General features: G+C 37.8%; 22 protein-coding genes. 4 read left to right on the top strand and 18 right to left on the bottom strand.

What is annotated here, in order from left to right; all coding sequences use genetic code 11:
• Nucleotides 1–3: 3 nt before the first annotated feature.
• The 12 genes from ABMQ40_RS00495 to ABMQ40_RS00440 form a co-directional block, all read right to left on the bottom strand.
• On the bottom strand, nt 4–1,395 hold the full coding sequence (locus ABMQ40_RS00495; RefSeq protein ID WP_370895418.1) for a nucleotide sugar dehydrogenase: 1,392 nt from the start codon (nt 1,393–1,395) through the stop codon (nt 4–6).
• Nucleotides 1,396–1,446: 51 nt separating this feature from the next.
• Nucleotides 1,447–2,781: a nucleotide sugar dehydrogenase gene (locus ABMQ40_RS00490; protein ID WP_370895417.1), complete on the bottom strand. Its 1,335-nt coding sequence runs from the start codon at nt 2,779–2,781 to the stop codon at nt 1,447–1,449.
• Nucleotides 2,782–2,828: 47 nt separating this feature from the next.
• Nucleotides 2,829–5,159: a GumC family protein gene (locus tag ABMQ40_RS00485; RefSeq protein ID WP_370895415.1), complete on the bottom strand. Its 2,331-nt coding sequence runs from the start codon at nt 5,157–5,159 to the stop codon at nt 2,829–2,831.
• A 6-nt stretch (nt 5,160–5,165) separates the two neighbouring features.
• Nucleotides 5,166–5,873 (bottom strand): polysaccharide biosynthesis/export family protein, encoded by a 708-nt coding sequence (locus ABMQ40_RS00480; protein WP_370895413.1) that lies wholly within the window; start codon nt 5,871–5,873, stop codon nt 5,166–5,168.
• 167 nt (nt 5,874–6,040) lie between these two features.
• Nucleotides 6,041–6,844, bottom strand: coding sequence for a polysaccharide biosynthesis/export family protein (locus ABMQ40_RS00475; RefSeq protein WP_370895411.1), 804 nt, complete (start codon nt 6,842–6,844; stop codon nt 6,041–6,043).
• 61 nt (nt 6,845–6,905) lie between these two features.
• Complete coding sequence (locus ABMQ40_RS00470; protein WP_370895409.1) at nt 6,906–8,861, bottom strand: polysaccharide biosynthesis protein; 1,956 nt, start codon at nt 8,859–8,861, stop codon at nt 6,906–6,908.
• A gap of 296 nt (nt 8,862–9,157) precedes the next feature.
• Nucleotides 9,158–9,619: a regulatory protein RecX gene (locus ABMQ40_RS00465; protein ID WP_370895407.1), complete on the bottom strand. Its 462-nt coding sequence runs from the start codon at nt 9,617–9,619 to the stop codon at nt 9,158–9,160.
• 57 nt (nt 9,620–9,676) lie between these two features.
• Nucleotides 9,677–10,942, bottom strand: coding sequence for a serine hydroxymethyltransferase (glyA, locus tag ABMQ40_RS00460; RefSeq protein ID WP_370895405.1), 1,266 nt, complete (start codon nt 10,940–10,942; stop codon nt 9,677–9,679).
• Nucleotides 10,943–11,053: 111 nt separating this feature from the next.
• Nucleotides 11,054–11,470, bottom strand: a complete 417-nt coding sequence (locus tag ABMQ40_RS00455; protein WP_370895403.1) for an arsenate reductase ArsC — start codon at nt 11,468–11,470, stop codon at nt 11,054–11,056.
• A 131-nt stretch (nt 11,471–11,601) separates the two neighbouring features.
• Nucleotides 11,602–12,072: a DUF6428 family protein gene (locus tag ABMQ40_RS00450; protein ID WP_370895401.1), complete on the bottom strand. Its 471-nt coding sequence runs from the start codon at nt 12,070–12,072 to the stop codon at nt 11,602–11,604.
• Nucleotides 12,073–12,123: 51 nt separating this feature from the next.
• Nucleotides 12,124–12,450, bottom strand: coding sequence for an ArsR/SmtB family transcription factor (locus ABMQ40_RS00445; protein WP_370895399.1), 327 nt, complete (start codon nt 12,448–12,450; stop codon nt 12,124–12,126).
• A 132-nt stretch (nt 12,451–12,582) separates the two neighbouring features.
• Nucleotides 12,583–13,488, bottom strand: a complete 906-nt coding sequence (locus ABMQ40_RS00440; protein ID WP_370895397.1) for an NAD(P)/FAD-dependent oxidoreductase — start codon at nt 13,486–13,488, stop codon at nt 12,583–12,585.
• Between the two features lie 132 nt (nt 13,489–13,620).
• Between ABMQ40_RS00440 and ABMQ40_RS00435 the strand changes: the two genes are divergently transcribed.
• Nucleotides 13,621–14,013: a Fur family transcriptional regulator gene (locus ABMQ40_RS00435; RefSeq protein ID WP_370895395.1), complete on the top strand. Its 393-nt coding sequence runs from the start codon at nt 13,621–13,623 to the stop codon at nt 14,011–14,013.
• Here the strand turns inward: ABMQ40_RS00435 and bla are convergent.
• From bla to ABMQ40_RS00410, 5 genes are all read right to left on the bottom strand, one after another.
• Entirely contained in the window at nt 13,996–14,745 is a 750-nt protein-coding gene (gene bla, locus ABMQ40_RS00430) for a subclass B1 metallo-beta-lactamase (protein ID WP_370895394.1), read from the bottom strand. The genes ABMQ40_RS00435 and bla overlap by 18 nt on opposite strands.
• A gap of 159 nt (nt 14,746–14,904) precedes the next feature.
• Entirely contained in the window at nt 14,905–16,098 is a 1,194-nt protein-coding gene (locus ABMQ40_RS00425; protein WP_370895392.1) for an efflux RND transporter periplasmic adaptor subunit, read from the bottom strand.
• Between the two features lie 79 nt (nt 16,099–16,177).
• Nucleotides 16,178–17,449: an ABC transporter permease gene (locus ABMQ40_RS00420; RefSeq protein WP_370895390.1), complete on the bottom strand. Its 1,272-nt coding sequence runs from the start codon at nt 17,447–17,449 to the stop codon at nt 16,178–16,180.
• 38 nt (nt 17,450–17,487) lie between these two features.
• Nucleotides 17,488–18,717, bottom strand: coding sequence for an ABC transporter permease (locus tag ABMQ40_RS00415; RefSeq protein WP_370895388.1), 1,230 nt, complete (start codon nt 18,715–18,717; stop codon nt 17,488–17,490).
• 102 nt (nt 18,718–18,819) lie between these two features.
• Entirely contained in the window at nt 18,820–19,509 is a 690-nt protein-coding gene (locus ABMQ40_RS00410; protein ID WP_370895386.1) for an ABC transporter ATP-binding protein, read from the bottom strand.
• Nucleotides 19,510–19,933: 424 nt separating this feature from the next.
• Between ABMQ40_RS00410 and ABMQ40_RS00405 the strand changes: the two genes are divergently transcribed.
• The 3 genes from ABMQ40_RS00405 to ABMQ40_RS00395 all read left to right on the top strand — a co-directional run bounded on the left by ABMQ40_RS00405 (nt 19,934) and on the right by ABMQ40_RS00395 (nt 23,916).
• Nucleotides 19,934–20,908: a ribonucleotide-diphosphate reductase subunit beta gene (locus tag ABMQ40_RS00405; RefSeq protein WP_370895384.1), complete on the top strand. Its 975-nt coding sequence runs from the start codon at nt 19,934–19,936 to the stop codon at nt 20,906–20,908.
• A gap of 239 nt (nt 20,909–21,147) precedes the next feature.
• Nucleotides 21,148–22,815, top strand: coding sequence for a ribonucleoside-diphosphate reductase subunit alpha (locus tag ABMQ40_RS00400; protein WP_370896128.1), 1,668 nt, complete (start codon nt 21,148–21,150; stop codon nt 22,813–22,815).
• A 210-nt stretch (nt 22,816–23,025) separates the two neighbouring features.
• Nucleotides 23,026–23,916, top strand: coding sequence for a DUF72 domain-containing protein (locus tag ABMQ40_RS00395; RefSeq protein WP_370895382.1), 891 nt, complete (start codon nt 23,026–23,028; stop codon nt 23,914–23,916).
• Between the two features lie 20 nt (nt 23,917–23,936).
• On the opposite strand, the gene ABMQ40_RS00390 is transcribed toward ABMQ40_RS00395, so the two are convergent.
• Entirely contained in the window at nt 23,937–24,527 is a 591-nt protein-coding gene (locus tag ABMQ40_RS00390) for a hypothetical protein (RefSeq protein ID WP_370895380.1), read from the bottom strand.
• Between the last annotated feature and the right edge of the window lie 50 nt (nt 24,528–24,577).

Below are 24,577 nucleotides of genomic sequence, written 5' to 3'. Positions count from 1 at the left end.
AATCTAATTTCCTATTCCTTCATAAGTAAAACCTATCTGTTGAATCACATCATGATCTAAAATATTACGCCCATCAAAAATATAAGCAGGTTTTTTCATTTGATGATAGATGGCATTATAATCATAATCTTTGAATTCATCCCATTCTGTTAAAATGGCAATAGCATGAGCATTCCTGAATATTTCAGCAGTATAATTATGCACTATAACACGCTTTCGGTTTTCTTCAGGAGAGCGGGTATTCAGATAATCAAGATCAGCATAGATCTGCTCTGCAGTTACTTTAGGGTCATATACATGAATTTCTGCATGTTCATCCACTAGCATGTCTGCAACATATATTGCAGCAGATTCTCTGGTATCGTTAGTATCTTTTTTAAACGCCCATCCTAAGAATACAATTTTCTTCTCAGCCACTGTATTGAATAACTTTCTAACAATATTTCTGGCAAATCTTTTCTTCTGATGGTCATTTTGAATTATCACCTGATGCCAGTAGTCCGCTACCTGCTCCAATCCTAAAGATCTTGCTATATAAACCAAATTCAGAACATCTTTTTGGAAACATGAGCCTCCAAATCCTACTGAAGGTTTTAAAAATTTAGATCCTATCCGGGAATCCATTCCCATAGCTTTTGCAACTTCTTCTACATTAGCTCCGGTATGTTCGCACAATTCAGAAATAGCATTAATAGAAGAAATACGCTGTGCCAAAAATGAATTTGCTGTTAGCTTGGTTAATTCGGATGACCAGACATTAGTTGTTAATATTCTCTCTTTTGGAATCCAATGAGCATAAATATCGACCAAAGCCTGTTTCGCTGCTATTCCTGTATCTGTGTTATCCCCGCCAATCAACACCCTGTCTGAATATATAAGATCTTGGATAGCAGTACCTTCAGCCAAAAATTCAGGATTAGAGAGAATTTCAAAATGATGAGGGTTTCCTGAATTCTTAAGAATATCCTTAATTACATTGGCTGTTCTTACCGGTAAAGTTGATTTTTCTACAATAATTTTATCAGAATCTGCTACTTCAGCGATCTGACGGATACAAAGCTCTACAAACTTCATTTCCGCAGCCATGCCCGCACCTTCACCATATAATTTGGTTGGAGTATTAACAGCCATAAAAATCATTTCCGATTCTTTTATAGCTTTATTTACATCTGTTGAAAAAAATAGATTTCTACCTCTAGCTTCAGCTACAACTTGATCGAGGCCAGGCTCATAAACAGGCAATTTGCTTAAATCCTCGTCGTTCCATGCTGCAATTCTATCCTGATTTAAATCAACAACAGTAACATTAATTTCCGGACAGTATTTCGCAATAACTGCCATAGTCGGTCCACCAACATAGCCTGCACCAATGCAGCATATATTATTAACTTTCATTATATCTATATTTGTAATCAATTATGGATAAGTTTGATAAATATTCTTTGATTACAGCCTTGAATCATAGTGTTTTAAAAATCCTTTTACATCGTAGATAATTCCATCTTTCTTTAAAAATTTTGATAGATCAATATCTAAAAATTCTTTATGCGACACGGTAAGCACAATAGCATCAAATTGATCTTCGATTTTGTCAATGGAATCTATAGAATATGTCCCATATTCATGAAATACTTCTTCGGGGTTAGCCCAAGGGTCATATGTTGTCACTTTTAAAGAGTAATCTTCCAAACTTTTTATAACGTCAGCAGCTTTAGTATTTCGTACATCCGGACAGTTTTCTTTGAAGGTTATTCCTAAATTCAACACTTTAGCACCATTGACATTGATTCCTTTTTTGATCATAGTTTTCACAACCTGAGAAGCTACAAATGATCCCATTGAATCATTCAATCTTCTCGCTGTAAGTATTAATTCTGAGTAGTATCCCACATCTTGGGCTTTCTGAGCCAGATAAAAGGGATCGACTCCTATACAGTGTCCTCCCACAAGCCCCGGTTTAAACGGAAGAAAGTTCCATTTCGTTCCCGCGGCTTCAAGAACCGCGTGAGTATCAATTTCCAGTAAATTAAAAATTTTTGCCAATTCATTCACAAAAGCAATATTAATATCCCGTTGCGAATTCTCTATTACTTTGGAAGCTTCGGCTACTTTAATGCTTGGAGCCAAATGTGTTCCTCCTATGATAACAGATTTATACAGATCGTCTACAAGTTTTCCTACTTCTGGCGTAGACCCTGATGTTACTTTTAGGATTTTCTCCACTGTCCGTTCTTTATCTCCAGGATTAATTCTTTCTGGTGAATAACCTGCAAAAAAATCCTGATTAAATTTTAATCCTGAAACTTTCTCTAAAACCGGCACACATTCTTCTTCTGTAACTCCGGGATAGACAGTGGATTCATAAATTACTATGTCATTTCTTTTCAAAACCTTTCCCACTGTTTCTGAAGCTTTATATAAAGGTGTTAAATCTGGGCGGTTATGTTTATCTACAGGAGTAGGTACCGTTACTATATAAATGTTTGCGTCTCTGATATCTTCAATATTTGAAGAGCAGTATAATCCCTTGGTGGTTTCTAAAACCTCAACTTCTGCAGAGACTCCTTCTTTTTGATAATGAAAGGGATTTTCTTTTATTAAAACTGCCTGAAGCATTTCATCTTCCACTTCAAGTGTTGAATCTCTACCTTCGTTTAATTCTTCGATTCTGTTCTGGTTAATATCAAATCCCACTACAGAATATTTTGTTGCAAATAGACGAGCTAAAGGTAAACCTACGTAACCCAAGCCAATTATGCCAATCTTAATTTGTGTATTCATATAATATAATGTCTCTGCTTATTGTATATAATTTGAATTTTATAAGTTTATTTACTAAAAAATCTTTCCCACCACTCTTGCTTTTTGTCTGAAGTATATCCGTAACCATAACCGTAATTATAGCCATATCCTCCAGCATGTTTTGATACATCATTGATCACAAAAGACACATTGGATAATTTAGATTCCTTTACTAATCCATTGGCAAAATCTATCAACATATTTCTTGATACTCCTGATCTTACTACGTAAAGTGTGGCATCAGCAACATCTGCTATACTAAGGGTATCTGAAACCAACATCAATGGGGCTGAATCTATAACAATATATGCATATTTGGAAGACATTTGTTGAATAAGCTTCTGATACCTCCCATTTGAAAGTAGCTCCTGAGGGTTTGGAGGAATGCTTCCTGCATAAATCACATCACAATATGGATTGGTATCTGACGTATGAATTAGTTCATCGATACTGGTTGATTCATCATACAAATATTCCGTGAGACCTTTTCTCTTTATAGGCTCACTATCATATCGCTGAATCTGCGGATTTCTAATGTCTGAACCAATAAGAAGAGCTCTACCATTTTTATTTGCCAAAGTAAGTGTAAGATTCACAGACACTAAAGTTTTACCCTCTCCTTTCACAGAAGAAGTTACCATGATTACTTTAGCGGAATCTTTAGTAGGCAGTATAAACTTTAAATTCGAAACAAGTACTCTAAAAGCTTCTGCCAGTTCAGAAAAGTCGTTTTTCTGCACTAAATGATTTTCTTTTTCTTTCAACGCAGGTATATCTGCCAAAACACCCAATGGAGAGCGCTCTTTAATATCGTCCCGACTATATATCTTATCATCCCATCGGAAGAACAAATAAAATACGGCGAAAGGAAATAATAATCCAAAAACAATTGCAGCCAGCAAAATCATATTTCTCTTGGGTGATACAGGAACATCCAGGGTAAAAGCAGGATTAACTATTTTTGCCTTTGGAACATTTACTGACAGATTAATTGCATTCTCTTCTCTCTTCTGTAAAAGAAAAAGGAAAAGTTGTTCTTTCAGATTTTGCTGACGCTCTATCCCACGATAAATTTTCGATTGGCCAGGAACCTTCTCTATCACCCCTTTATCTGTTACAATCTGATTATTCAGTTGAGCTATGGTTGTTTGTACCGTTGCCTTCTGCTCATTAATATTATCTCGAATAATTTCTCTTAATGCCGTTATCTCTTTGTTCATTTCTATAACGGCAGGATTTTCACTGGTTGCCTGCTTCAGGGTCTTATTTCTACTGATCAGAAGCGTATTGTATTGTGAAATAGCCTGTTCTAATGAAGGAGTAAGCCCTAAATTAGAAGGCATTAACCCCCCTTTTGAAACTTCTGTGGCAAGAGAATTTAATAAATCAAGCTGGGTTTGTTGTTGTAAAATTGCTTTTGTGTTATCGTTTGTATTTTGAAGGGCCAATTGTGCCTGCGCTTGAATATCAACAATACGGTTACGATTTTGGAATTCTTCCTTTTCGTTTTCTACTCCCGAAAGGTCTCGGGTAATAACCTCCAATCTTTTATCTATAAATTCCTGAGTATTCTGAGCTTGTAAATTCTTATCTCTTAGACCATCCAAATTATATTGTCTGGTTACTTCATTAAGAATAGCTTCTGACTTTTCAGGTACTGCCCCTATAATGCTGATATCCATCAATAAGGCCTTCTGGTCCGGCAAATCAACTTGTATTTTTCGTTCTAGTTCTTTAACCTTCTCTACAGGATTAGAAAAAACAATTTTATATTTTGAATGAAAAGGAAACTTTGGATTATATCGCAGTACCACCGTCCCAAAATCCAAGTGGAGCGGTTGATTAAATATTCCTTTAATATTCCCTTTTTTCTCATTCCATAATGTAAATCTATTTCCTTTTACCTCCGTCACAGTATATTCTGAGGAAACAAATTTATCAGCATTAGAATAAGTTATAATTTCTCCTGTAATAGGTATTTTGGTAAACAATTCTGAATCTTTGATTTCTCCAGAACTAAAATATTGTACATTGAGATTAAGATTTTTTACCACTTGGAAAAGAATAGGTCGTGAAGTAACAACTGCTACTTCACTTTTCAGCTCATCGGCATTATTGAGTCCTATTCCTAAATTATTAAGATCTGCCAAGGCCGAGGTAAGATCTGTTTCCTTTTTATCAAATTTTAAAGTTGTCTCTGATTCGTATAAAGGCACTGCATATCTAAGATAAATATAAGCTCCTATGAGGAATAACAAAACGGAGATAACAAACCATGGCCATTTTCGTAAGTATGGCCCGATGGTTTTCCTGATGTTCAATACTTCTTCCGTTTCCTGAAATTCTATCTGCTGCATATTCTGTTATCTGGTTAAAGAAATAATAAGAGTTGCTACCCCCAGTGCAGAAGCAATGATCTGGAATGTAAGTGCACGGTTAGGGTTGGTATTGGCCTGTATTTGCTTATTCTTGTCCGGTTGTACATAAAGTACATCATTTTGCTTCATATAGTAATATGGTGAATTTACAATATCAGCTCTTGAAATATCCAGGTTTATCACCTGTTCAGCTCCATCATCTCCGGTACGGATAAGCTTCACATTCTTACGGTCTCCATAATCCGTCATATCACCGGCTAAGCTCAATGCCTGGAAAATATTCAGTTTTTGAGTTGCACTTTCTTTTTGTCCCGGAGCCTTTACTTCCCCCAGGATACTTACATTAAAATTTTTCAGGTTTATTGTTACCAACGGATCTGTAAGATATTTTTTCAATCGGGACTCAAGCTCCTGTTTAAGCTGAACCTGGGTCATATCTTTACAATAAACGTTTCCCAATACAGGAAAATTGATATATCCCTCTTCATTAACCAGATATTCACTGGGCTGTACATATTGATTAACGCCAGTGGTGGTCTCGCTACCTACTTTATTGGCTGTATTAAGGTTAAAAGGCTTTACGGCTGCTTCATCAAGTGCGGAGACAAGGATTAAAAGCACATCTCCTTCCTGGATGTGGAGCCCTTTGAACTTAGCCTGTGCCACTTCCTGCTCCATGTTATGATCAGACATGTATACCATATTCTGTTTAGGTTTACAAGATATTGCCATGACCGATAACAAGATAATATATGCAATAATTTTCTTCATGGTTGTATTTAAACTCATTAAAATTCTATACAAATAATTGATATTGTGCAGAATAGTTATTTATTGTAAATTCTTATTTCAATGAAAGATTATTTGGTTAAAGCCAAAACTCCTATGGCAATAGACGCTATTACAGAAGCAATGGATATATATAAGCCCGTATTAGGGTCCAGCCTTGCTGATTTTTCTCTGTTGGCATTTGGCTGCACGTAAATGACATCGTTTTGCTTTAAGTAATAAAAAGGAGAATTGATAAAATTCGCACTTGTGAGATCTATTCTTTCCTTGGTAATTTGTCCATCAATATTTCTCACTATCAAAATATTATTTCTCATACCAAAAGTAGTAAGATCGCCTGCCATACCAAGCGCTCCCAATAAAGTGGTATTACCGTCAGGTATTACGTAAGTTCCGGGCTTGGCTACTTCTCCCAGGACAGATACCTTAAAATTAACAAGCTTTATATCAACCACAGGATTTTTAACGTATTCTTTAAGAAGATCCGTTAATTTCACTCTTAATGTTTCTATATTCTCATTTTTGGTACTTACTTCTCCTATTTGAGGAAAAATTATATTCCCGTCTGTGTCTATAATATAAGTAGGTCCTGAAACAGGGCTTTGCTGAGGAAGGTTATTAGAACTCGGAATAGAATATTGTGCAATAGTATTACCGGAAGAATAAGTTTGATTGAAAGGTTTAACCACCTCCATATCTCTCGCAGATACTGTAATTATAAGCTGGTCTCCCGGTTGTAAAGTGCTTCTGCTGTTTTTAATTGAGTTATCCAATACTATACCATCAATGTCTTTCATATAGCTGATCTCCTGCCTGGTAGTGCAAGAAAAGAACGTTAGACATAAAACAGCATAAACAAAATATTTAAAATTCATTTTAGAAATTTTTTTACAAAAATATGATTATTAATCTTTTAAAGTATCTGGTTCAATATTTTTATTCTTCAATCTTGGCTTCAGATTCCTTATCCAGAACCTCAAATTCTGAATTATTGCTTATAAATTCAGGGACAATCGTTTTAAGAATCCTCACAACCTGTAGTTTATCCCTTTTCACAGCCGACCTTATAATTTGCTTACATAAAAAGTCCACTTGTTCGAATTCCATCAAGGGATCTTTAGATATCATGATCTTTTCATGATGGGTAGGGATGGTTGTGGCATTATTGCTTAAAAGCTCTTCATACAACTTTTCTCCCGGTCTCAGGCCAATAAATGTAATTTTGATATCAATATCCGGTGTATAGCCTGAAAGTTTGATCATCCTTTTGGCAAGATCCAGGATCTTAACCGGTTCACCCATATCAAAAACATAAATCTCCCCTCCATTCCCCATCGTTCCGGCCTGGAGCACCAGTTCACAGGCTTCCGGAATGGTCATAAAATAACGGATAATATCCGGGTGGGTAATTGTTACGGGTCCTCCCTTTTCAATTTGCCTTCTGAAATGAGGAATAACAGATCCGTTCGACCCCAACACATTACCAAAACGGGTAGTGATAAATTTTGTCGTATTGCCTTCAGAATTCTGTAAAGACTGTACAAACAGCTCGGCGGCTCTTTTGGAAGCTCCCATCACATTGGTAGGATTTACAGCTTTATCTGTGGATACCATTACAAAACGGTTGACCTTATATTTTTTTGACAGCAGTGCCAGGTTCTTGGTTCCCAGAATGTTCACAAAAATAGCCTCATGAGGATTATCCTCTATTAAAGGTACATGTTTGTAAGCTGCAGCATGATATACCATCGAAAATTGGTAAGTCTCAAATAATTTTTCAAGCCTGTAGCTGTTGGAAATATCTGCAAGTATAAACTTAAATTTCTGATCAGGGAACTTCTCAAGTAGCTCCAGTTCCAGTTCATATAAAGGTGATTCCGCCTGATCAAGCATAACGATAAGTGAAGGATTAAATTGGGAAACCTGCCTTACAATTTCGCTGCCAATAGATCCTGCTCCTCCCGTTACCAGGACCACTTTATCAAAATGTCTTCTTCTGACTTCCTCACTTTCAATTTTAATAGGTTTACGGTTCAGCAAATCCTCTATTTGAAGATGGCTGATCCCTCCTACCAGATCGGAATCCCTCATTTTGCTGAGCGTTGGAGCTTTAAGCACCTTCAACCCATTATCCAGGGCCAATGTCATCCACTCTTCAAGTTCCTGCTTAGGCATGATTTCTTTAATCAATAAAACCGCATCAAACTGTCTTATCAATTTTTCGTCAGTGAAGAACTGGTTTTTATTATATATTTTATATCCCAGCAATATGGCTTTACGGGAATCCTGTCTGTTTGTAATAAACCCGGCGAGCCGGTAAGGATAATTAGGATTATGCATAATGGCCCTCGCCAGTGCTATGGAAACTTCTCCAACTCCTACCACCGCAACCCTTACCCGGGAAGAGGCTCCCCTAATATCTATCAGCATATTGAAAAACTGCTTCGTGACCATCCTGAAGAAGAACATCAGGGATACAGAGATCAGAAAATATAAAAAAAGGTTAGGGTACAGATACAATGATTTACCCATCATTGTCTCTAATATATAATTAAGAACTAAAAGCGTAATAAGCGTGCTTCCGGAAGATAGAATAATTTTAAAAAAATCGAAGAAAGTAGAATGCCTTATGATACCTGCATAAGTCTTGAAAACATACATAAACATGATGTTCACACCTATGAGGATAAGTCTTTTCTCAAGTGAGTACTCGGGAAAGTTCACCTTTACATTCAGATTATCCAAAAGTATACGTGATAGTAAGATGGAAAGAAAAACAATTATGACATCAATAAAGATAACCAGCCACCTGGGCACATATCTTAACTTCGTGATTTTCACAATATTATCCCCATTGTAAAGAGCACTAAAAGCATCAAACAACCTTTTCATCCAACATTAAGAGATTTATTAATTGCGCAAAGATAATGGATATTATTAATATCAAGTACAGGATACCACATTTTATTTTCTACGTTCCCCATATTAACGTTTAGAATGTTACTATATTTTTTATTAATTCCCAACTTAATCACACTGCATTATTCGTGCCATTATTATTTTACATATAAAAATTTATTATTAAAAATAGTCCTCATATTTCTCATTATCATAAATAAAAACTCCTAAATCAATATATTAAGTAAAAAAATCTATTTTTAAATCATCCACATTAAATCATATTGTCATTAATTTTGGGTCGCTTCCAAAATAGAATCATATTCGAAGCCTTTGCTTATAAGATACTTTATAGCTTTACTTCTTATCTGATATTCCTTAAGCCCTTTTTGCCTGGAGCAATAATCTTCATAAATTTTTCTGATAGTCTTTTCATAATCAATTTCATCAATTTCATCCCAACATTTACTTATCAGCTTTTCAGATACCTGCTTCTGTTTCAGGTTCATCTTTATTTTATTCCTTCCCCAATGCTTCATGTAAAATTTCCCTCTGATATAGCTCCGGGTAAACCGTTCTTCATTCAAATAATTTTCCTTTATCAGGTATAGGATAATTTCATCTTTGGCTTCAGGGATCAGGATGAATTCTTTCATCTTCTGCTCTACTTCTGCATGGGAACGGTCCTGATAAACACAATAATTAATCAGTTTCTGCTTAATCTCTTCGAAAGTATATGATTTTTTTTCCATAATATAAAAAAAGAATGAGCATAGCCCATTCTTATTATATTCTAATCGTGATATATATTAATAATTGAATAATAATTTACCTTCCATAAGCTCATTGACTTTTTCCTTTACGGAAGCCACTACTTCTTCATTCTTAATGTTGTCTACAACTTCAGAAATCAATTCCGCGATAGTATCCATATCCTGTTCTTTCAACCCTCTTGTGGTGATGGCCGCAGTTCCCAGCCTGATTCCTGAGGTGGTGAACGGTGATTTATCATCAAAAGGAACCATATTTTTGTTGCAGGTGATATCTGCCTGTACCAAGGCTTTTTCAGTTTCCTTGCCGTTGACTCCTTTATTTCTGAGATCTACCAGCATCAGGTGATTGTCCGTGCCACCGCTTACAATATCAAAGCCTCTGTCCGTCATTGCCTTGGACAGTGCCTGAGCATTAGATTTAACCTGCCTGGCATACGTTTCAAACTTAGCATCCAAAGCTTCTCCAAATGCAATTGCCTTACCTGCTATTACATGTTCCAGCGGGCCACCCTGGATTCCCGGAAAAACGGCACCATCCAGAACCTGGCTCATCATTTTGATTTCTCCTTTTGGAGTTTTATGTCCGTATGTATTTTCAAAATCCTTGCCCATCATGATCATTCCTCCTCTCGGGCCTCTCAATGTTTTATGTGTGGTAGTGGTTACTACATGACAATGTTCAAATGGAGAATTCAATAAGCCTTTGGCAATCAATCCTGCGGGGTGTGCGATATCGGCCCAAAGCGTAGCTCCGATTTCATCTGCGATCTCTCGGAACTTAGCATAATCCAGGTCTCTTGAATAAGCGGAGAATCCCGCGATCATCATTTTTGGACGCTCCCTTAGTGCCACTTCCCTCATTTGGTTGTAGTCAATAAGACCGGTTTCTTTTTCAACGCCGTAAGAAACCACATTGTATTGAATTCCTGAGAAATTCACTGAAGATCCGTGAGTAAGGTGCCCTCCCATCGAAAGATCCATACCCATAATTTTATCTCCCGGTTTCAAAACAGCAAGATAAATAGCCGCATTAGCCTGTGAACCTGAATGGGGCTGAACATTCACATATTCAACGCCGAAAAGTTCTTTTGCCCTGTTAATGGCTAAAGTTTCAACCTCATCCACTACTTCGCATCCTCCATAATATCTTTTTCCCGGATATCCTTCAGCATATTTATTGGTGAGTACACTTCCCATTGCTTTCATTACATTATCAGAAACGAAGTTTTCTGAAGCAATAAGCTCCAATCCATGGGTTTGTCTTTGTCTTTCCTTTTCAATCAGGTCAAAAATGATGTCCATTTACTTTTATTTTTGAAATTTTCCACCCCAAATGTACGGATTTTCCCCTGAGGTTATATCATCGTAACAGGATTTTAGAATTAAATTTCACCATAGAATTTATCAAAAGTTTTATAAATTATTCTGAATAAACTGTGCACAATACCTTTTGATTTCGGCGCGTACAGCCCTGAATTGTTCCTTGATCTCTTCCTTCGTTCCCGTAGCCTTGGCCGGATCTGGAAAATCATGATGGAATCTTTTTGCTTTGGATGGGAAATATGGGCAGTTTTCCCTGGCATGATCACAAACCGTAATGATAAAATCAAATTCCAGATTTTGATATTCGCTGATATTATTTGACGTCTGCCCAGAAATATCTATCCCGTCTTCTTTCATGGTTTCAATGGCATTGGGATTTACCCCATGCGTTTCTATTCCCGCGCTATAAATCTCCGCCGTATCATGGGCAAAATATTTCAGATAACCTTCCGCAATCTGGCTTCTGCAACTGTTTCCCGTACAAAGGACTAAAATTCTTTTTTTCATATTTTAAACCAATAACCAAATCATATTAATGATCCAAAACTTGGGATCAAATCCGAAAATAAGCTGTAATATAATAACCGAAGTTGTAATTATAATGAACTTCCTGTACCTGATCAGTGTATCTTTTATCATCAGCAGCAATTTGAACCCGTACATGAAAGCCTATTATCCTTTGATAAATCCCGTAGATTGATTTTTTGCTTCGAAGACGGGACTCCGCAGGAATCCTTGGCCAGACAAGCTGTCATTTTATTTTTCAATATGAAATTTTTTCCATCGAAATCCAGATCATATTTTCCAATTGTAGTATGCTGATATTCCACTTCTATTTCAAGGTCGCTGATTCCTAATTGCTCTTCAGATAGTTTGATAATGTGAAGGAGCTTACCGGGTTTTAAACGGTGTTCGAAATCGTTGGCATTCCATAGCTGGAAATTTACCTTTTCTTCTGTTCTGACCGTTCCTCCACAATCGATGAATTTTTTGGTAACAATCCCTATTTCTGTCACATGAAAATGTTCAGGGACAGATTCTCCGTTTTCCAACTGAAATTCCACGTTTTCCAGAGCCGGCAGAATTTCTTTAATCTCAGATAGTTTCATATATTAATATATTGTTATAATGCAATATTACGATATATATGAGCAAATTTTTTAGCAGCATCTTTCTTTTTTAACTTTTGAAATCACATTTGAAAAGTATTCACTCAAGGTTTCAAAAGCTTTTTCATCAATGCAGTAACATACTGAATTGCCTTCTATGTTTCCTTTGATGAGCCCTGCGTTTTTCAGCTCTTTTAAATGCTGTGAAACCGTAGGCTGTGCCAGTGGCAATTCATTGACAATATCACCGCAAATACATTCATTTACTTTCAACAGATATTCTATAATGGCAATTCTGGCCGGATGCCCCAAGGCTTTAGCGATAGCTGCAATTTTGTTCTGTTCTGTGGTAAAAAATTCTGTTTTGGTTGCTCCCATTTTTTTTAATCGCAAATCTATATCGCAATATTACGATAAAAAATTATTTCTGCCAAAAAATTTTCTTCTTTTTTATATAAAAAATCCCTGCAGAATACCGCAGGGAAGAATTATCCCGGATAGCGACAGGTCTTAAAATTCTTCTTCAACAAGCTCTTTATTGACTATTGCTCCGGTAAAATTACCCTGAGCCACGGCATTGGCCACGGATCTCATCATTGTCACACTATCTCCGCATGCAAAGACACCGGCAACATTAGTCCTGTGCATGGCATCTACTTTGATCACTCCGTGCTCTGCAAGCTCGCATCCCAGCATAGTGGAAATATCCAGACTCTGCTCAACATGTATCTTTGCATATAAGGCTTTCAAAGGGATTTTATTCCCATTCTTGAAAATAAGTTCTTTTATATGCCCGTTTTCATGGCTGATCTCCGCAATCTCATCTTCATTGATCCTGATATTTTTCTCATTTAATTTCCGGGTCTGCTCCTCTGTCAGTTCTGATCTTCCGTTTGTAAATAAGGTTAAATTTTTTGTCCAGTTTAAAATAAGTTTTGAAAATTCATAGCCGATCTCTCCGTTGGCCAGAATACCCGTAACTTCGTTTTTCACTTCATATCCGTGACAGTATGGACAGTGCAAAACGGAAATCCCCCAACACTCCTCAAAACCGGGAATATCTGGTTTGGAATCTTTAATTCCTGTTGCAAGAATCAGCTTACCGGCATTGAATTTATCTCCTTTTTCCGTTACCACTTCAAATCCCTCGGAATTTTTGCTGACATTGACCACTAATCCATCATAAAATTTTACCGTGTCATACTTCAGAACCTGCTCTTTAGCTATTGAACTGATCTCCTGTGGGGGGGTTCCGTCATGGGTCAGAAAGTTATGGGACTGTGGGGTTTGCTTATTGCACGGCTCTCCGCTGTCTATGATCAGGGTGTCTCTTAAAGATCTTCCCAGGGCCATGCCGGCAGATAAGCCTGCATAGCTTCCTCCTATGATAATGACTTCAAAGTTTTTATTTTCCATGTTGTATATTTTAATGATGGATAACTATTTAATTCAAGATGGACAAAATCTGTTCCTTAGCCTTTGTCCTTACAAAGATAAAATAATTTTTTATTATTGCGACTTAATCGCAATAATTATTATATTTGTACTATGAATAAAAGAAACACAAAAGCAAAACAACTGATCCTGGATTCTATAAGGAACAAAAGATCAGCCATTAGCCAGGAAATTTTACAGAAAGAGCTGGGTGAAGAAGTGGACAGGGCCACTATCTACAGGGTTCTGAACAGCTTCTGTGAGGATGGTATCATACATAAGATATTAAGTGATGACGGAAAGTCTTATTTTGCCTTCTGTATCAATTGCTCGGAAAAAAAACATAAGCATAACCATTTTCATTTCAAATGCTTACAATGTGGAACCATCGAATGTCTTCCCAATGAAATTGATATTGCACTGCCAAAAGGGTACAGATCCGTCAACTTCAACGGGTTTATTTCGGGATATTGTTCAAAATGTCCGGAATCAACTGTTTTTAAATAGCTCAATGGTATAATCCAACAGTTTTCTGTTGCCTGTTTTTCCATGACCGGGGATGATCACCTTTACATCCGGGTACCTGGCCTTTATTTTTTCAACCGTAGCGGGCCACTCCTTAACATTGGCGTCCCCAAGATATCCTTTTGATGCCCCTGTTTCTTTGATCAGGCAGCCTCCGAACATAACCTTTTCATCCGGGAAATAAGCTATGACGTTATCCCTGGTATGCCCTTCCCCAAAGAACTCAACAGATACCGGTTTTTCACCTGCCTTCAAAGTTAATATACCGTCAAAACCGTGGTCAGGGACATTAAAACCCTTGTCTTTTGCCAGCTCAATCGTTTTATTGCTGGCATAGGAAGGGATGTTATTATTGTGAAATTCTTTCAGCCCTCCGAGGCAGTCTTCATGGAAATGGGTGGCAACAATGGCATTTATTCTGGAATGCAAGCTGTTTTTAATCCATGAGATCAGCTCCCGGGAACTCTTATCATCCGTAGGGGTATCAAAAATTACCGCTTCATTCCTGTCATTAACGATCATTCCGTTACAGGAGACTTTACCAAAGCTTTCTGTATTCAGGAAAGATATATGCTGATAAACATGATCAGACAGTTTTATGACCATCAGATTGTCAGTCTTATAAACAATTTTTCCTTTGTCCTCATGCCTTTGAAAACTAAAGCTGAAAACCAAAAATAAAAAGCTGAACAGAATTTTAAATGCGGGCTTCATAATATTTTTTCTTTTCAACGAAAATAAATAAACTATAAATAAAACAAGCATCCTTTTCAGTTAATACATTGTTAATACTTCACTGATACTGCACAAATAAAAATCCCGGGAATTGTTGATTTCCCCGGGAATACAGTTTGAATTTATAGTGTTAGTTTATTATTTTTTCTTTTCCTTAAGCTCTTCTTTATCTTTATCGGAAGGGTTCCAGACTTTCACTTCGGAGTCTTTTGTAAGTCCTGAAAGGATCTGGACATTAATACCGTCGCTGGCACCCAATTTCACATATACTTTCTTGAACTTACCGTCTGGTTGTTTCACTTCTACAAAAGGTTTATCCTTGCCATTACTCTTCTCATACTGGATCAGTGATTCGTCTAACAGCAGGGCATTTTTCTGGGAACTGAGAACAATTTCACCGTTGGCAGAAAACCCTGCCCGTATATATTCATTGTTCGGGTTATAAACATCGCCTTCAACCGGGAATTTTATAGTTCCGTTGTTGTCCTTTCCTTTTGGAGCTATCATAGTCAGCTTCCCTGGAAAAATTTTGTTCTGTAAAGCTCCTATAACGATATTCATAGGCATTCCCTGTTTTAGCTTACCTGCCTGGGCTTCATCGATTTCTCCCTGGAAAATCAATGAATTCAGATCTGCAATGGAGCAGATGGTGGTTCCTGCATTGAAGGAGTTGGCTTCGATCACCTGACTTCCCACTTTCACAGGGACTTCAAGAACGGTTCCGGAAGCTTTGGATCTGATCTGGGTTGTAGCCAGACTCTGCAATTCAGGTGTAGCACCGGTTTTTACAATCTGTAATCTTTTTTGGGCAGTAATCAGCTGCTGATTAGCGTTTTTAAGAGCCTGCTGCTGGGAAAACAGCTGCTGCTGGGAATTCAAATATTCCTGTCTGGAAATCACTCCCTGATTGAACAACTTTTGCTGCATGGCAAACTGCTTTTGCATATTCTCCACATTCATTTTAGCGTTACTGATCTGAAGCTGGGAATTCATTACTTCCTGCTGTGCAGCATTTACATCAGCAATATTGGGAACAATTCTTACCGTTGCAATCAATTGTCCTGCCGCTACTTTATCTCCCTCATCCACTAATATCTTATCTATAATCCCTGCAATATTGGGTTTGATTTCAATTTCTTCCTTAGGGATGATTTTTCCTGTAGCCATTACCTTATCATCCATGTTCTGGATAACCGGTTTTCTGGTTAGAAAAGCTTCGCTCTGCTTAGAATTAGATTTTATAACATAACCAATTACCGAGAACAACGCCACTACAAGTAAAAGCCCCAAAAATATATAAATGGCTTTTTTCCAAGTGAATTTCTTTTTCATATGTATAGTTTATTTTTTTATTCAAGTGGTTGAAAAATTCAATCTTATTATCGTTATCATTATTTTAATTCATCATTTATTATTCCGTCCTCAAAGCCTCAATCGGCCTGATTCTGACTGCTCTCTGTGCCGGGATCATCCCGATAATCAAGCCTAGGACCACCATCACGGCCATCGCGGCGAAAACATTCCCATAGTTTACCGTTGGATTATAAAACGGGAATGAATCCTGATTTTGGGTCAGCATATTCAGGATCATCAGCAGAAAAATCCCCAGGATAAATCCTATCATCCCAGACGAAAGTGTGATCACTACGCTCTCCAGCAATATCTGGTTTCTCACCTCTGCCGGTTTTGCCCCTAAAGCCCTTCTGATCCCGATTTCTTTGGTTCTCTCTTTTACTGTAATAAGAAGGATATTGGAGATGGCGATTACCCCGGCCAAAATTGTTAAAGTTCCTACAATGATGGTCAAAAGCTGCATCCCGTTCAGGAAACCCGTCAATTTTCCAAATTCCTTTCCCAGGTTGAAGGTCCCGAAGGCATTGGTATCATCAGGGGAAACTTTATTTTTTATTTTAAGCTCGTTTTTCACTTTGTCCTCCACGATATTCAGATCTGCCGTCGGCTTGCTCACGATAGAGAATACATTTATCTTGTCTCCATCGTTATACATTTTGGTAAAGGTAGACAGAGGGATAAAAACAGTCTGGTCACTCTCCAGGGCACCTCCACTTTTCTTTACTCTGAAAACTCCTATTACATTAAAGAATATGCCTTTTATATTAATGGATTTTCCCAACGGATTTTCATTTTTCTTTGCGTTGAAGAAGTTTTTATAAACCTCTTCTCCTATTACCGCAACATTTTTATTCTGCGAAATATCCGCATCGTTCAGGTATCTTCCGAAAATTAATTTTTTCTCCGAAATTTTATTCCCGATCGGATAATCTCCATTTAAAGTGTAGGTTGCAGATTTTCCGTTTCTGGACATCTGCTCGCCCTGCGTTCCGAAGTTTCCTTTTGAATTTTGGGGTGAGATGTAGTCTATTTCAGGGATTTTCCTTTTCAGCAGCTCCATATCGGAAAGGTGAAGATCCATTTTCCGGCCTTTCGGGAAGCCTTCATAAGGGATCGAAGTATTCTGAGCCCACAGGAAAATGGAATTGGTGGCAAAACCGGAAAACAATTTATCAAAGCCGTTTTCCATTCCTTTTGCCGCTCCAAGCAAACTTACATACAGGAACATTCCCCACCCCACACCAATCATGGTAAGGAAGGTCCGGAGCTTATTATTCCTCAATGAATAATAAATTTCCTGCCAGGTATCTTTTTTAAATAAAATGTTCACTTTACTTTATTCTAATTACGAGAGTTCTATCTTATCTGTTATTCAGTCCTTAATGCTTCTATTGGCTTGATCTTCGAAGCCCGGTAAGCCGGAACAAACCCTGCAATCAGCCCCGAGAAAATCAATGCTATGAAAGCCATGAAAACTGTTCCCCACCCTACGCTTGGGCTTTTTATAAAATATTCCTCCAGATTGTTTCCAATTAATTTCAGGGCCAATATCCCTAATCCTACACCAATAATTCCCGATATCACGGTAATCACCACACTTTCCTGCACTATTAAGGCCACAATACTGCGGGGCTTTGCTCCAATCGCCTTCCGCACCCCGATCTCCTTGGTTCTTTCCTTCACGATATAAACCATGATATTACTGATCCCGATGATCCCGGCCAATAGGGTTCCCATCCCGATAAATCCTACAATGGCAGTAAGTACGGCCATAAACGTAAAGGTATCGTTCATATTCTGGGCGTTGTTCCAGACACGTATTCCGTTTTCATCATCGGGAGACACATTTTTTCTTGCTTTTAGCCTGTCTCTCAGCTCATCTCCATATTTTATCGCTTCCTGGGGATTCAGGTTTTCATTATAGGCGATATAGGCTATGCTTACAGTGTCCGAGCCTTTTTTCATTTGCTGTAAAGTTGTAATGGGAACCGTGATATGTCTTTCATCCCAGTCTCCTCCTTCATCGGAGAATACTCCTACTACCTTAAACATGGTTCCGTTAATGTCCAGTTCTTTTCCTATGGGACTTCCGTTCTTAATCAAATCCCTTTGAACCATTCTCCCTATAACGGCAACGTTCTGCTTTCTTTCCAGATCGGTGGGGTTCAGATAGCGTCCTTCAAGGATTTTCCGGTTTTCAATGAACTGTTCTTCCGGATCTGTACCATGTACCTGATAATTTCCGCTTTCTTTACCGTATTTTACTAACAGGTTCGCCTGGTATCTTGGGGTAGCATGTCCTACTTTAGCTTTGTCAATGCCTACCAGAAAGTCATAGTCATCATTATTCATGGTAACAACCCTGTCAGACTGCAATCCGTTGTAGGCAACCGTAGTCCTCCCCGTGAATATAGAGATCAGGTTTTGGGCATCTCTGGCAAATCCTTCTGTAAAAGCATTCTGCAATCCGGTTCCGATCCCGAACAGAACGATGAAAATAAACAGACCTAATGCCACGGTAAAACCGGAAAGTACCGTCCGTAATACATTACTGCGGATAGAGCTGAATATTTCCTGCCAACGATCTAGGTCAAACATAATTTTGCTTTTTTATATTATAAAACAATCGCTTTATATTCTCTAAGGATTGTTTAGTTTTTTCCTGTTCTGAATATGATTCATTGATAAATGGATCTTCTGTTACAGAATATGCTGTTTGATAAACTCATCACTTTCGATGATCCCATCCTTCAGTACGACATTTCTTTTGGTTTGGGCAGCTACATCCGGTTCGTGGGTTACGACAATGATGGTCTTACCTTCATTATTGATTTCCTGAAGAAGCTTCATAATGTCATGGGTGGTTTTTGAGTCCAGTGCTCCTGTAGGCTCATCGGCCAAAACAACTTTAGGATTGGTGATCAGCGCGCGTGCAATGGCTACCCTTTGCTTCTGCCCCCCTGACAGTTCGTTAGGCAGGTGGTTGGCCCACTGAGCCAGCCCTACCTTTTCCAGATATTCCATAGCTTTCTGATTACGCTCCTTTCTTGGTACATTCTGATAATATAGCGGAAGGGCAACATTTTCCAATGCCGTTTTGTATCCGATAAGGTTGAATGACTGGAAAATAAAGCCTAAAAACTTACTCCTGTATTCGGCTGCCTTCACTTCAGATAAATGTTCTATCGGAACGTTATCCAGTTCGTAGGTCCCTGAATCTTTCTCATCCAGAATCCCTATTATATTAAGAAGTGTGGATTTTCCCGAGCCGGAACTTCCCATAATGGAAACAAATTCGCCTTCGGAAATATTAAGATTAATTCCTTTAAGGACGTGAAGCTTACTCTTCCCAGTATCGTACGATTTATGTAAATCCTGAATTACTAACATTAAGTGATGTATGTTTTTATGCCTAATAAGTAGATGGAACTTTCGATTTGTTACAAGAATAAAAATTTATTCAATTAAATTAATGTTTAATACGTAAGTCTCTAAAATACAACATAATACAATTAAATGTTTAATACCATTTCGTTGATTTTATTTATTTTAATGCCTTAACACTGTATAAATCAATATCAGAGCAAGTTTCATGTAAATGTGGAAAACTTTTACGGTTAAAACTCAGCCATTTAGTGTTTGACCCTTTTAAAATCAGTTCTTTTTTTCGAACTTTGTGCTTGTACGCAACAAAAAATAAAAACACTTTTCTGTTAACAACTACCAGACATAAGTTACAACAAAACAGATAGTTATATATTTTTTGAATTTTATCCACAGTGATCTATTTATTTAATTTTTAAGACTTTTTAATATGGGAATTTTTGATAAAAGAGTAAGTTATAAGCCATTTGAATACCCTGAGGTTCTTCAATTTGTAGAGGCGATCAATAAGTCGTTCTGGGTGCATTCGGAAGTGGATTTTACTGCAGATGTTCAAGATTTTCATTCGCAGTTGGAGCCACACGAAAAGCATGCTGTGAAAAACGCACTTTTAGCAATTGCACAGATCGAGGTGTCTGTAAAGACATTCTGGGGAAACCTATATAACCATCTTCCGAAACCTGAGTTCAATGGTCTGGGGGCTACTTTTGCAGAATGCGAATTCCGCCATTCTGAGGCATATTCCCGTTTACTGGAAGTATTGGGATACAATGAAGAATTTTTAAATGTAGTGGAAATTCCATCTGTAAGAAAGAGAATTGATTTTTTATCAAACGTTCTTAAGCATGCCAATTCCGCTACCCCGAAAGAATATGTTTCTTCTCTTTTATTATTCAGTATCCTGATTGAGAATGTATCGCTTTTCTCGCAGTTTGCCATTATCCTTTCCTTTACAAGATTCAAGGGATACATGAAAAACGTTTCCAATATTATTGCCTGGACTTCTGTGGATGAGCAGATCCATGCCAACGCAGGAATCTACCTGATCAATAAAATCCGTGAGGAACAGCCTGACCTGCTTACCGATTCGGATATTGAGGATATCTATACCCTGGTTGACCAGTCTGTGGAACTGGAAGGAGAAATCCTGGACTGGATCTTTGAATTGGGAGAGCTAAGTGTTTTCTCGAAGGAAGATCTGCTAAACTTCATGAAATACCGTGTGGACGACAGCTTAAAGAAAATCAACATGGCCACTCGTTATAATGTTTCTCCGGAACAGTACCGCCCGATGACATGGTTTGAAGAAGAAGTTTTTGCCAATTCTTTGGATGATTTCTTTGCTAAAAGACCTGTAGATTATACAAAACACGATAAGAGCATCACGGCAAACGATTTGTTTTAATCTGACCAATTGTTGAAATAACGCCGGTAAAGGCATAACAATGAACATTTCAGACAAGACTACAATGTCCATGGAATGTTCATTAATTACCTTACCTGAGACAAATAAGGTCTAATAAATGACCTCTTTAAAGATTATTCGGAGTTTAGGGGGCTGAATGATCTGCGTACTTTAAAGGAATTTACTATCAATATAAGAACAACAAAATTCCTGGATAACAATCCTTGGAATCTGAAAATATAACAGCTATGGAAGAACAAAATACACATATATGGTGGCTCAATGAAGAGTCCGAGCAAATGCTCAACAGGGGATATCTGCTAAAAGGTGAAACTGTAGAAGGGGCCATCGACAGGATCACAACTGCTGCTGCAAAAAGGTTATACAAGCCGGAACTTCAACCGGCATTCAAAGAAATGATCACCAAGGGATGGATCAGCTTCTCATCTCCGGTCTGGGCCAATATGGGAACACAAAGGGGACTTCCCATTTCTTGTTTCAATGTGCATATCCCGGACAGCATTGAAGGGATTACTCACAAAATGGGTGAGGTGATCATGCAGACAAAAATTGGCGGTGGAACTTCAGGGTATTTTGGGGAGCTTCGTAACAGAGGAACCGCTGTAACAGACAACGGGAAATCTTCAGGGGCTGTTTCTTTCATGAAATTATTCGACACTGCCATGGATGTGGTTTCCCAGGGCGGGGTAAGAAGAGGAGCTTTTGCGGCTTATCTGGATATAGATCATGGTGATATTGAAGAATTCCTCTCTATCAAAGATATAGGAAGTCCTATCCAGAACCTGTTTACAGGGATCTGTGTTCCTGATTACTGGATGCAGGACATGATCGATGGTGATATGGATAAGCGTAAAATCTGGGCAAGGGTTTTAGAAAGCCGCCAACAGAAAGGTCTTCCTTATATTTTCTTTACGGATAATGTAAACCGGAACAAACCACAGGTTTATAAGGATCTGGGATTACCGATCAATGCAAGCAACCTTTGCTCTGAAATCATGCTTCCTTCATCTATGGAAGAATCCTTCATCTGCTGCCTGTCTTCGATGAACCTGGAGCTTTATGATGAATGGAAAGATACCAATGCGGTGAAACTGGCCATTTATTTCCTTGATGCCGTTCTTTCTGAATTTATAGAAAAAACGGAAGGAAATTACTATTTACAGGGAGCCAGGAACTTTGCTATGCGCCACAGGGCATTGGGATTAGGCGTATTGGGATACCATTCATATTTACAGAAAAATATGATCCCTTTTGAAAGCTTTGAGGCAACCCAGTTCAATGCAAGAGCATTCAGACATATCAGGGAGCAGGCAGAGCAGGCGTCCAGGGAGCTGGCAAACATCTATGGTGAGCCGGAGCTGCTAAAAGGATACGGATTAAGAAATACTACATTGATGGCTATAGCTCCTACTACGTCAAGCTCAGCCATTTTAGGCCAAACTTCTCCGGGAATTGAGCCTTTTGCCTCAAATTACTATAAGGCAGGTCTCGCCAAAGGAAATTTTATGCGTAAAAACAAATACCTGGCAAAATTGCTCGAAGAAAAAGGCCTTGACAATGAAGAAACCTGGAGAACCATCATGTTGAACCACGGTTCTGTACAACACCTGAAAGAGCTTACCAATGAAGAGAAGGCGGTATTTAAAACCTTCAAGGAAATCTCACCTATGGAAATCATTTCCCAGGCTGCGCAAAGACAGCAGTACATAGACCAGGCACAATCACTTAATTTACAGATCCCGTCTACCATGCCGGTAAAGGATGTGAACTACCTGTATATTGAAGCATGGAAGAAAGGAGTAAAAACTCTTTACTATCAGAGAAGTTCTTCCGTCTCCAAAGAAATGATGGTTAACTTTGTTACCTGTTCTTCCTGCGAAGCATAAGCATAGGATACAAATAATAAACATCAACATATTCACTATCAGGCACACTTTTCAGTGTGCTTTTTCTTTAAGAATAATGAACTAAAAGCAGACATATTCTCCCTGAAGGAAGATTGCCGCCGATGGAAGAAAATGAAAGATTAATGCAGAATCGATCATGGATTCTATGGTTTTTGTTTATCTTTGCTAAGATAGTTAAACAGAAAAAATATGAAATTCGGGCAGGTAGAAGATCCTTCAAAAATAGATTTTACATTACCAAAAGATCATCCCAGGACTAAAGAAATTTTAAGCCAGAATAAAAAAGGCCTGGAAAATATATCTATCGGATGTGCCAAGTGGAATAAGACCGATCTTAAAGGATTTTACCCCAAAGGAACAAAAGATGAGCTGACATATTATGCCACACAGTTTAATTCTATTGAATTGAATGCAACCTTTTATGGAATGCCTACACCTGAACAGGTGATTACCTGGAAGGAAAAGACCCCTGAAAACTTTAAATTTTTTCCTAAGATAACTAATTCTGTTTCACATTTTAAAAGGCTGATCGATGTTACAGAACCTGTTACACAGTTTGCCACGTCTGTGATGAATTTTGATGAAAAATTGGGAATGGTCTTCCTGCAGCTCCACGATAATTTTAAGCCAAAAGATTATGACAGACTAGACAAATTTGTAAAAGAATGGCCTAAAGAAGTTCCCCTGGCCATTGAGCTAAGGAACACGGAATGGTTCACTGACGAGGATATTCTTAATACAACATGTGACCTTTTTGAGGCAAATAACATTACCAACATTATTGTGGATACAGCCGGAAGAAGAGATATGCTTCATATGCGTCTCACCACACCCAATGCCTTTATACGCTATGTAGGAGCCAATGCCGAAAGTGATTATGAAAGGCTGGATGACTGGCTCAACCACCTGACCCAATGGAAAGAAGAAGGATTACAGAATCTGTATTTCTTTGTACACCAGAATATCGAAAAGGCTTCCCCGCTGTTGTCTGCCTATTTTATAAAAAATATGAATGAAAAATGGAAAACTGACCTCCAGATACCGAAACTGGCAACGGAAAGTTCAGGCACTCTGTTTTAGTAATACAGATTTTGAAAATGTTATTTTTTTCTTATCAGCAGGACCAGATTAAGGAACAATAAAAGAAAATCCAGTGTAACCCATATTCCAAGTTTTATATTTTCATAATTATAAGCTTCGACCTGCTTTTTGGCACTTTCAGAAAGTCTTACACTCTGGTTGATATAATTCTGGATTTCAATAATCTGATCGATATTCTTATTAGGTACGGAATGTTGTGAAAAATATACCAGGTTCTTTTTTCCCAGATATCCTGCAATCCAGTATTCATCAGATTTATCCATTTTCAGATACTCTATTCTGTAGTACTCCGGACGGATCTTGCCGATATGCTTTACCTCCGGGATCGTGTTTTTTTCGGTTTCATTTTTATTAATCACATAAAAATCCAGGGTCTGCGGGAGCTTATTGATCACCTGAAGTGCCAGGGAATCTTTTACGATTCCGATCGCGCTTTTTTTAATAAACCAGTAGGTAAAAATAGAGATCGAAAAAACCACGGACAGGATACGAAACAATTTTGCCCATTCGGCACCTCTTCCCTTTTTTATTTTTGATAAAAAGAGAGAGAGAATCAATGCAAGAAAAATGAAAAAAATAATAAACATCATATTTTACAAAGATACTTTTTTATCTATATTTGGGCTCATTTAAAAATTAT

The sequence above is a fragment of the Chryseobacterium gossypii genome, assembly GCF_041361455.1.
GTDB classification, from domain to species: domain Bacteria; phylum Bacteroidota; class Bacteroidia; order Flavobacteriales; family Weeksellaceae; genus Chryseobacterium; species Chryseobacterium gossypii.
Note: the sequence above shows the minus strand (reverse complement) of the source record. Positions and strands in the feature narration are given on the sequence as shown.